This is a genomic window from Bradyrhizobium sp. IC3195, from assembly GCF_020193585.1.
Classification (GTDB): domain Bacteria; phylum Pseudomonadota; class Alphaproteobacteria; order Rhizobiales; family Xanthobacteraceae; genus Bradyrhizobium; species Bradyrhizobium yuanmingense.
The window spans coordinates 19,749-29,346 of the sequence record NZ_JADYVG010000037.1 but is presented as its reverse complement, the minus strand read 5'-3'; the positions used below and the strand labels follow the sequence as shown (position 1 = coordinate 29,346).

Sequence of the window (9,598 nt, the reverse complement as noted above, 5' to 3'; positions counted from 1 at the left end):
TGGTCTGATGCATCGAATCGGGATCCTCGATTCATTGCTCTACTGGCTCAGCACTTTTCCCTTCAGGCTTGCCAGCCTGATTTGCCCACTGTTGTACTGGTGGTTCGGCATCACCATCGTGAACGCGGCTGCACGCCAAGATTGGACAACTGACAATCGAGCGCGATTTTTGCGGTGCGCCGCCATGGCGACCGCAAGCGGCCGATCCGGACACGGTTCGCCGATGACGGTGGCGATGCGCCGAACGACCGCTGGTCGCTCGACTTCGTGTCGGATCAGCTCACCGATGGCCGCCGCTTCCGTATCCTCTCACGGTCATCGATGATTGCACCCGCGAGTGCCTGGCGCTGGTAGCCGACACCTCGCTCTCCGGCAACCGCGTGGCGCGGGAGCTGGACCGGCTGACGATCGAATGCGGCAGGCCGAAGATGGTGGTCAGCGACAACGGCAGCGAGTTCACCAGCAACGCCATCCTGACATGGGCTGATCAGAGCCGTGTCGCATGGCACTACATCGCGCCGGGCAAGCCGATGCAGAATGCCTTCATCGAGAGCGTCAACGGCAGGTTGCGGGATGAACTGTTGAACGAGACGCTGTTCACGTCGCTGGCCCAGGCCCGCGTCGCACTCGGATGCTGGCGGGCCGATTACAACTGCGCATCAGAACACCCATCTGGCTATGTAATTGAAGAGAAGAGATTTTGTTGAGCGGGATGCGATCCCGCGGGGTGATGATTTGGGTTCTGTCGCGCTCGTTCGCGATAGATTGAGCAGCAGTTGTTGTCAGCGAGGTGCGGGCGAAGATCCAAGGACCATCCGGCAGAGGATGGATGGATTCGATCTCGCCGACTTCAGCGGCCAGCCGGAGCGTCTTGGGCGCGATCTTCAAGAGCTTTGCGGCCTTGCCAAGGTTGAGCCATGGCTCGATCCCGTCCTCCGCGGGCTTGAACACCGGGATGTGGTAGTTCGAGCGCATTGATGTGACGCGCTCGCGGGTCCAGCGATTGCCGTTGCCGGTCTTGAGGCCGTTGCGGTTGAGGAGGCCGGCAATCAGATCGTCGCTGGCGATCACCACCAGTTGACGTACGGCCTGGATGATGTCGGCAGAGGTGCTGTTGCGTTGTCCGCGCCGGCGCTTCGGCAAGCGCAACTCGCTGTGGGCGCCACCCACCCAATGGACGATGAGAACGATCTCGGACGCCACGTCGTCGATATCGGCCACGACCTCATGAATGAGGGTGCGCACAATGCGCTTCTTGAGACGAGCATCCGTCGTCGGCGCATCCCAGACCGTTTTGAGGTTCGAGGCTAGAATGCCGAACGAAGCTGGATCAGCAAGGGGTGCGGACGTCGCCACATCATGCATGGCGATCTTGGCCTCAACCTCCGCCGCGTGAGTAAGCGCCCTGTTCCAGCGGGCTTCCAGCTCACTGGCGACCAGCCGGTGCGCGGGATCAGCGGCATCGTATTGCCGGAAAGCCCTGTCGGCGGCATAGCGCGCCGCTTCGAGGTCGCGACTGAGAGCATCGCGTACCCGATCGCGCCGTTCCCTGGCTCCGTTGGCGGCAGCGGTTGCGGCGGCGACCGCGCCTGGACCGACGACTCCAAGCAGTGCTTCCTCGATGGCGTCATCGACGCGCAGTCCGCCGAAGGCGATGCAGTGGGCCCCGCCATTGTCCATCCAGGCACAGCTGCAGCTGTAGCGCGGGATATGGTTCTCCATGCCGGAGTACCGGAGTGTGAGCTTGCGACCGCAGCGCTTGCAGCGGATCAGACCGGCCAGCAACGCGTCACTATGCTTGGGCGCGCCGTGATGCCGACTGGTGGGAACATTACTGCTGACCATGGTGCGAATCGCCTCGAACTTCTCCCAGCTCACATACCCTTCGTGAGTGTTGGGCTTCAGCGTCAGCCATTCGTTCCGCGCCTTGCGGCGGATCTTCACGCTCACGCCCGCGGTGCTGTATCCCGCCGCCACGGCCGTCTTACCATAGGCATAGGCGCCGCCGTAGACCGGGTTCTCAATGATCCGGTGGATGGCAGATCCGCGCCGGTTGCGCTCGACGATAGCTATAATCAATTCTTCGGCGGCGATCAGAGCCAGCTCCATTTTCTCCGCAACAATGGTCGACGTATCTCGACCGATGCTGTCGAGGTGGTTCAAGGCCATCGCTTTGAAACTATGGGCTAGGCGCTCCTCGGCATCGTCGCGCGCATAGTCAATAATAGTATCCAGGTGGGCGACGATTTCAGCCCGTTGCTCGGTTGGCTTTGGACCGTCAAGCAACGTCATCGCTCGAATAAAGGCCTCCTCAATAGGGATCATATCACGTTTCCTTTGTTACTGTGATTGGAAGCCGCAATTCCAGCTCGCACCGTTGGTGCAGATTCAGCGGATTGAAAGGCGGGGGACTTCAAACGGCTTGCCGCTCCTCTTTAAGAAGTACCAGGCAGAGGGTATCTGTAGATTTTCGTCGAATTTTCCGTCGACCACATGCCCCACGGCCGATTCCGTGAACAACACCGCGTCATCTAAAGCCACCTTTTCGGCTTTGCCCGTATCGATGTTGAAGTATTCACGGTGATGCCGATCTTGTTGACCTGCGATGAACGCCTTGTTCCCCACGCAGACCAAGGGCACGCCCGCTGCAGAACCTGGCACGGCAGTGCTCGACAGGGCCCGCCTCAGAAGTGCGGTCGGAAAGTAGATAATTGTTCGGTGTGATATTCCGCCCCGCTGATGCCACGCGATTTGGTCTTGTGGGGCAGGCGTCGCGGGAAAGGTAACGATGCCCTGATTGCCGTGGCCGTCCTCTACAAAGATGCCGAATGATCCGCCGTCAATTGAGATATCGAGTTTGATAAATGCACCAGGCGAGATGTTCTGAAATTTAGTAAGCACCGCCGCGAGATCGATGTTCATTGGAAATGCTCCATTCTTTTGGTGCTCATAGGGGAGTTTTGCTCAACCGATGCGGGCGCGATAGCCACCCGAAGGCCAATCGACTACTTCGGGGCTAGCCCGGGGCTCGAAGGGCGCGGCTGATCCTGGCTGGGACGGCCGCGCCCTTCAAACCTGAGAAAAACGGGACAGCGCGGACGGGACACGGCGCTCACGCCTCCGGAAGCACTGTCCCTACCACCAGCCGTCGCCCTCAGAGGTAGCAAGGCTGGCCACCTCGGCCCGCTGAGAGGCTGAACTCCCAAAGGGTGCTACCAAGTATCGCGGAGAGGACTGCAAGGCAATCTACCAGGATTGGTCGGCGCCGATCTCATCTGGTCAGCGATTAGCCGGCTGGCGGGTATGGATCGTGGCCATATGTCCACTCGATTCTAAATTGGTGGCTTCGCTTTGAACGAGAACCTGAACGTCGTGCCCTGCCTTTCCGTCCGCGTGGGCGGCATCAACCGCGGCGCGGATTGCCTCTTTCTGAGTAGCGTATGGGCGGAGTGCTTGCCATTTACGAGGTCCATTCGTCATTGTGGAGTGTGAATGATATGTTGAATACGAGCCATAAGGTCTTTCTCCCCAGGTTCTGGAAACGCGTGTCCACGCCGGGAGGGAGTTTGCAACCTGACGCGGTCGCCTCAACTACCGGATTGGAGGGGGGGCGAGCTGGCCTCTTGCAGGACACATTTGTGTGGCAGGCTGAGTTGCTCGATGGTGGACCTGAAGCGCGCGTCGGCTTGCCGAGGACCGCTCAGAGCCAGGCGGGCGGCCGAGGAGATCGGGGGAGTCGGCCGATGGATAAGGCGCTAGCAATCGCGTGGGCGTGCATTCTAATCGTCCTGGTGCTGTTCGCCGCGCTGTATCTTCCGTGGTCGTGATTTCAAGGAAGCAGCGGATTGCCGCGCCGCGCCTGCTTGCCGCAGGCAAGCCGGCGGCAAGCGTTCGTATCAGGCCATCGCGAGTTGGCGCGGCGTCTCAGTCTCATTCCATTTGACGCCGCTATGGCGGAAAGCGACGACTTCGGTCGGTGGCTCATCCCTCTCGACGAGCTCCTCAACTATGGCCTCACTTGGGCTGCACTTTCAGGCCCAGCTCGATCAGGCGGCGGATGGGCTTCGGGACGGGTGGTCACGCCATGCTTTTCTCGCCACGGTCGATGGCAGACAGTTCAAGGTCTTGCCAACGCATGCCGATCTGCGTGTCAGGTATCCACTGCGTTCGCAGCACCTCAGCCGGCCCGATCGCGCCCTGAAGTGGCGACCACGCCAGCATGCGACTAAATTGTGAGTTAGGCACCTTTTAGGGGCATATCCGCGCGTGTACTTCACATCCAAGCGCGCGCCGTTGGTCACGCTGAAAGCGCGGACCGATGGGATGGGGAGAGCTGAGCATGGCGACTAGGAAGGAACTGACGGCAGCTGTGGGCGAACGCTACCGATCGAGCGATCGCGTGGAGAAGGCGCGGATATTGGATGAGTTCGTCAATGTCACTGGATATCATCGCAAGCATCCGATGCGGCTGCTGCGGGGCCACGATGGGTCGCGAACAGGTCGTCGGGCGCGGCGCCGGATTTACGGTGAAGCCGAACGCAATGCGCTCGCACTCCTCTGGGAAGCCTCGGACCGGGTTTGCGGGAAGCGGCTGAAAGCCTTGATACCGATGCTGATCGACGCGATGGAGCGGCACAGCCATCTTGACCTCGCTCCCGAGATCCGCGGCAAGCTGCTTTCGATGAGCGCGGCGACGATCGACCGGGCGTTAGGCCGGATTCGGGAAGGGCCCGGTCGCCAGCGCCGGCGATCGGCCGCACACGCCCTACGACGCAGTATTCCGATACGGACTTCGGCGGATTGGAATGATCCCGCACCGGGCTTCGTGGAGGCGGACCTTGTCGCCCACAGCGGTCCATCGGCGCGCGGCAGTTTCGTACAGACCCTGGTCCTCACTGACGTCGCGACCAGCTGGACGGAATGCACGCCGCTGATCGTGCGCGAGCAGACGCTGCTGAGCACCGTGCTGACGGAATTGCGTAAGCAATTGCCCTTCGCGCTTCTTGGCTTGGACACGGACGATGACACCGTTTTCATGAACGAGACGCTTAAGACGTACTGTGACACGGCCGATATCATTTTCACGCGCTGCCGGCCGTGCCGCAAAAACGATCAAGCTTTTGTCGAGCAAAAGAACGGCGCTGTCGTGCGCAGGATGGTCGGCTACCGGCGGTTCGAGGGTTTGGAGGCAGCGACGTTGCTGGCGCAGCTCTACCGCTCGGCGCGCCTGTTCGTGAACTTCTTCAACCGTCGTTCAAGCTGATCGCCAAGCAGCGCGACGGCGCCCGGGTGCACAAGACCTACAGCGCGCCTTCCACGCCGCATCAACGGCTAGCCGCCGACTCGCGCACGTCCGATGAAGTTCGCGCCCGTTTACAAGAGACTTTCGCCGGCCTCGACCCCGTCGCCTTGTTGCGCGATATCCGAGTGACGCAGGAGCGGTTGGCGGCGCTTACTGACGCCGAGCCTGCCGCGAACCCCGGCCCGATCGCGCAGCCGATTGATCTTTTCCTGGCGAGCTTGAGAACCGCTTGGAAGGAGGGCGGTGCCCGGCCGACAGATCGGCCGATCGCCAAAGCAAAAGAGGCCGTCGCCGTCCCGACCCGCTCATTCGAGTGACGCCGGATTTGCGCAAATGGTTTGAAGCCGAGCCGTGGCGGACCGGCAGTGAACCCCTAGCGCGATTGCAGGCAAAATGCCCTGGAATCTATCCCCAAAAACTTCTGCGCACGCTACAGCGTCGCCTAAAGACCTGGCGCAGCGAACAGGCCAACGCCATGCTGTTTGGTCCCTCCCAAGAGACGCCGCCTCCACTTCAAGTCAGGAGCAAAAAAGATGAGGCAGCGGACCACCCTGAGGGAGCACTTTTACGTGCGGCAATACGGAGTCTCACCCTGATCGCCGCCGCGCACAAGATATTGTAAACTCGATGAGCGACCTGTTTCATGAACGAGTTAGCGACGCCTTCATTCGCGACGCCGGGCAGGTGATGCGCGAGACACCGCATCACAACTATCAGATTCTCACGAAGCGCCCCGAACGCATGGCCAGGTTGGTCCCTGCCCTCATCGGCGAGGTCCTGCCCAATATCTGGCTCGGCACTAGCATTGAGAACGCGGACGTAGTGGATCGCATAGAGCACCTGCGCCAGGTGCCGGCAGCCATTCGGTTCATTTCCGAGCCCCTTATCGGAGCCGTCGGCACTGCCGATCTCCGGGACATCCATTGGGCGATCGTCGGTGGCGAAAGCGGGAAGGCAGCTCGGCCAATCCGTGAGGAGTGGATCGACGAAATCTATGTGCAGTGCTTATCAGCCGGGACGGCCTTCTTTTTCAAACAGTGGGGCACCTGGGGGCAAAGACAACAAGAAGCGCTCGAAAAAGGCCAATGGACGCGAATATAGGGGGCGGACCTGGCGATGAGATGCCCACCGGTCCCGGCGCTGTTCCATAATAGCGCAATACGGTTGGGGGCGACGTGGCCGAAAAACGGTATGAATGGGCTGATGGCGCAAAGCTCGAGGAGCATTCAAAGCGCAAACACAAAATCCTGCGCGAATACGTCTTCGACTATCTAACCGTCCGCTGTAAGCTCCCGCAACAGGAGCGTTTTCGGCTTGCAATCGTCGACGGATTTGCCGGTGGCGGGCGATATCACTGCTGCACGCCTGGGTCACCACTGATATTCATTGAAGAATTGAAGCGTGCTGTCGAGGCAGTGAATACACATCGTGCAGTTCAAGGCCTCGGCGCCATCGAGGTCGAGTGCCTTCTGATCTTCAACGATGCTAGCCGCGATGCCATAGAATTGCTGAAGACACATGTTGGACTGATGGAAGCTGACATTGTTCAGACGTGCCCGAAACTACACCTTCCGTGGAGTATCTGAACGAGTTTTTCGAGGCTGCGTATCCAAAGATCAAGACGTTCTTGAGCAAGGACGCTACAAAAGCGTTCTCTTCAATCTGGATCAATGTGGGGACAGTCACGTCGACCGGAATACGCTTCTTGACATTATGCGCTCCTATCCCGCCGCCGAGATCTTTTACACCTTTATGATCAGTTCACTTCCGGCATTTCTACAGAAGAACCAGCCGGAGCAGCTAAGAGTGCGGCTTGCTCATCTTGGGCTAAACGAGCGCGAATGTCGATGCGCTTAATGGACTCATGAGCAAGAACGACTGGCTACGGACGGAGAAGATCGTCTTTGACGACTTTCGTCTATGCGCTCCCTATGTCAGCCCCTTCTCGATCAACAATCCGGGCGGATGGCGGTATTGGTTTATCCACTTCGCCAACGCCTAGCGGGCGAAGCAGTTTTACAACGATATCCGGACAATGCGAGCCTTCAGGCTCATTTCGGTCGGTCCGGCCTCGACATGCTGTCCTACGATCCGAGGCACGATGAGGGCATGCTCTATCTTTTGACGATAGCGGACGTGCGTCCGCAAAGAACCAGCTCTTAGGAGATATTCCGCGCCTCGTGACGGAATCGGGTGACGTCATGTCTGTCATGGACTTCTACGGGAGCATCTACAACATCACCCCCGCTGCATGCGCACGATGTGCATGCAGCAATCATCGAGAACCCCGACAGGGTCCCACTCTCGTCGAAATCAAGCGCCAGAGCCACAGCCGCATCCACTTCTGCCACCGTCCGCCGCGATCCTTGGCGAGTAGGCGCGCGGGAAACTCGGCCTCGCGCTGTTCGATCCCGCCGGGTCTTCGCGATCTGCGAGATATGGCGTTGGCGGGGTATTCTCCCACTGCTTGAGGATCAGCGTGGGCGCTGTCCGGCCAGCATCTCACACCACGTCGCCGCGAGCCGGGTTTTCAGCGGCATGTAGTTGCGCCGCCTTACTTCCACGCTCCATGAAGACGCGATGAACAGTCAAGTCAGCGCATTAACTTCCCTCACGGCTATCGAGCTTGGCCCAGATGGCGGTGTTCGCCTCACCGAAGTTCAAGCTCTCTGATCGCAAGGGGGCAAGTTCTGTTGGGTCACCGACAACTGTTTGTGCAATCTTGATGACCTCCTTCGCGATCATTTCCGTTAGCGGATCGTCACCATCCTTCACGCAAACGGTATAGAGCACTTGCTTGTAAGCCGCCCTCATGCGGCTGACCATTTCGGGCTCCATCGCGGCGTCTCGAACCAATCGGTGAATAATGCACCTGTCTCAACCTGGGGTTCGGCAGGCCTCCCTCTCACTGAGACGAACATAAACGCTTCCCCCGAACGGAGTTCACCGAGAGAGGCAATGCCACAACGTGAATTTAGTGGTTCCCCCGGGAATGGTAAAGCCACGCCCATCGTCCGGACCGCGCGCATATTTCGCGGTGGCCTTTCGACCTTTGGTTTCTCGCAAAAAGTAGCTTCCCCAGCCGTGATTGGCCCGCCGCCGGGACCGTCACTCCAGACGCCGATGGCATTGTGACCGACCAACCCTGATAGGTGCGTCTTGGGTCTCTTCGGAAATACGATGTGACGCGTAAGGGGCGGCTGCGTAGGGTGAGAGAATAGATGACTAATAGGCGCGTGCTTTGGTTCGCTCTCGGGCTCGGGCTCTGTGTCGGCCATATTCTGTGGCTGATTTTGCCCGGCGGGCTGGCGGGTAAGGGCGACGGCGTCCGTGCGGATGACAACCCTCTGATCGACAAGGTTAGATCAACTTGGCGAACGGAGGATGGTGAGACGGCGGAGGAAATCTTTGCCAAGGTCGCGAGGGTAGCCCACTTCGCTCCCAGGGGATGGGAGGTTGGCCGAAAGACCGACACTGGCCAGCGTGTTGTCTTTTCATGGGCCAAACACAGGTCTGACAAAACGACGGACGAAAATATGGTCACGTGGGAGGTGGCCCCCGATGGCACGGTGAAACTTGTGACTCCATATGCGAAACCGATGGAACTAGGCTGGCAAGCGTTCGCACTCTCTCTTGTTGTTGACGAGGTAGCGAATAACGAAAGAGGCGTGAACCGCCGCTTTCTGCATGATCCCGCTAACTTCAACTTCGTGACGACCGCACAAGGCAAGTTGGGCGATCTTCTGCGGCGCGGCCGCTGCACGATCGGCGAGCCGGTTGCAGTGCACTACTCGCCGAAAATACACGAGCAGCAAACCGCCGAGGACGACCTGTGGCGCGTCGAGCTTTCGGTCGGCTGCAGTATTCCCGGCCTTGGCGACGGAGCCATCATTTTCGAGAAGCGCGAAGGACAAAATTGGGAGCCACAATCCGTCTTCGCCAAGCTTATCGCCACGTCAGTACCCGGCTCTTGGTTTGAGCTTGCAGACCCCAAAGACCAGGAAGCATTCGAGCCGCCCCGAAAGACATTGCCAAAGTGAAGGCAGAAAACAAGCTGGAGATGCAGGGCCGTCGATCATAAATGGCCTTGATACGTACGATCGCGCGCGCAGAGAACCGCGCCCGAGAGCCTGTCATCCGGGGTAGACCATGGATGCACTGGCGAGCAAGCCGACCGTGGAAACATGGCCGGTTGCCCTCATATGGCCCTATGAACGCAATTCCGGCGCCCTTCGCCCAGCAGATCGCGGCGTCGCCAATCGGCTGCGCGACGAGATGCTGCGGCTCGAATTGTCC

Annotated in this window: 6 protein-coding genes and 2 pseudogenes; 5 read left to right on the top strand and 3 right to left on the bottom strand. The window is 59.5% G+C overall.

Going from position 1 to position 9,598, the window contains the following annotated elements; all coding sequences use genetic code 11:
* Window positions 1-174 precede the first annotated feature (174 nt).
* Window positions 175-653, top strand: a pseudogene (locus tag I6F09_RS35895) (integrase core domain-containing protein); the annotation flags it as partial.
* Here I6F09_RS35895 and I6F09_RS35890 read toward each other — a convergent pair.
* Together I6F09_RS35890 and I6F09_RS35885 are read right to left on the bottom strand one after the other, a co-directional pair.
* Window positions 598-2,325, bottom strand: coding sequence for a recombinase family protein (locus I6F09_RS35890; RefSeq protein ID WP_225129218.1), 1,728 nt, complete (start codon window positions 2,323-2,325; stop codon window positions 598-600). The pseudogene I6F09_RS35895 and the gene I6F09_RS35890 overlap by 56 nt on opposite strands.
* Window positions 2,326-2,388: 63 nt before the next feature.
* The gene (locus tag I6F09_RS35885; RefSeq protein WP_225143685.1) at window positions 2,389-2,922 is read right to left on the bottom strand and encodes a hypothetical protein; all 534 of its coding nucleotides are present in this window, start codon (window positions 2,920-2,922) and stop codon (window positions 2,389-2,391) included.
* Between the two features lie 1,396 nt (window positions 2,923-4,318).
* Between I6F09_RS35885 and I6F09_RS35880 the strand changes: the two are divergent.
* From I6F09_RS35880 to tcmP, 3 genes and pseudogenes are all read left to right on the top strand, one after another.
* Window positions 4,319-5,834, top strand: a pseudogene (locus I6F09_RS35880) (transposase); the annotation flags it as partial.
* A 95-nt stretch (window positions 5,835-5,929) separates the two neighbouring features.
* Window positions 5,930-6,403, top strand: a complete 474-nt coding sequence (locus I6F09_RS35875; protein ID WP_346656687.1) for a DUF5131 family protein — start codon at window positions 5,930-5,932, stop codon at window positions 6,401-6,403.
* A gap of 74 nt (window positions 6,404-6,477) precedes the next feature.
* Window positions 6,478-6,888, top strand: a complete 411-nt coding sequence (tcmP, locus tag I6F09_RS35870; protein WP_225143683.1) for a three-Cys-motif partner protein TcmP — start codon at window positions 6,478-6,480, stop codon at window positions 6,886-6,888.
* Between the two features lie 1,015 nt (window positions 6,889-7,903).
* Here tcmP and I6F09_RS35865 read toward each other — a convergent pair.
* Window positions 7,904-8,128, bottom strand: a complete 225-nt coding sequence (locus tag I6F09_RS35865; RefSeq protein WP_225143681.1) for a hypothetical protein — start codon at window positions 8,126-8,128, stop codon at window positions 7,904-7,906.
* 395 nt (window positions 8,129-8,523) lie between these two features.
* On the opposite strand from I6F09_RS35865, the gene I6F09_RS35860 reads away from it, so the two are divergent.
* The gene (locus tag I6F09_RS35860; protein WP_225129210.1) at window positions 8,524-9,342 is read left to right on the top strand and encodes a nodulate formation efficiency C protein; all 819 of its coding nucleotides are present in this window, start codon (window positions 8,524-8,526) and stop codon (window positions 9,340-9,342) included.
* Window positions 9,343-9,598 lie beyond the last annotated feature (256 nt).

What these genes read in the sequence shown, in the direction of transcription:
- I6F09_RS35890 (WP_225129218.1), bottom strand. Translation starts at nt 2,325, where the DNA reads ATGATCCCTATTGAGGAGGCCTTTATTCGAGCGATGACGTTGCTTGAC.
- I6F09_RS35885 (WP_225143685.1), bottom strand. Translation starts at nt 2,922, where the DNA reads ATGAACATCGATCTCGCGGCGGTGCTTACTAAATTTCAGAACATCTCG.
- I6F09_RS35875 (WP_346656687.1), top strand. Translation starts at nt 5,930, where the DNA reads ATGAGCGACCTGTTTCATGAACGAGTTAGCGACGCCTTCATTCGCGAC.
- I6F09_RS35865 (WP_225143681.1), bottom strand. Translation starts at nt 8,128, where the DNA reads ATGGTCAGCCGCATGAGGGCGGCTTACAAGCAAGTGCTCTATACCGTT.
- I6F09_RS35860 (WP_225129210.1), top strand. Translation starts at nt 8,524, where the DNA reads ATGACTAATAGGCGCGTGCTTTGGTTCGCTCTCGGGCTCGGGCTCTGT.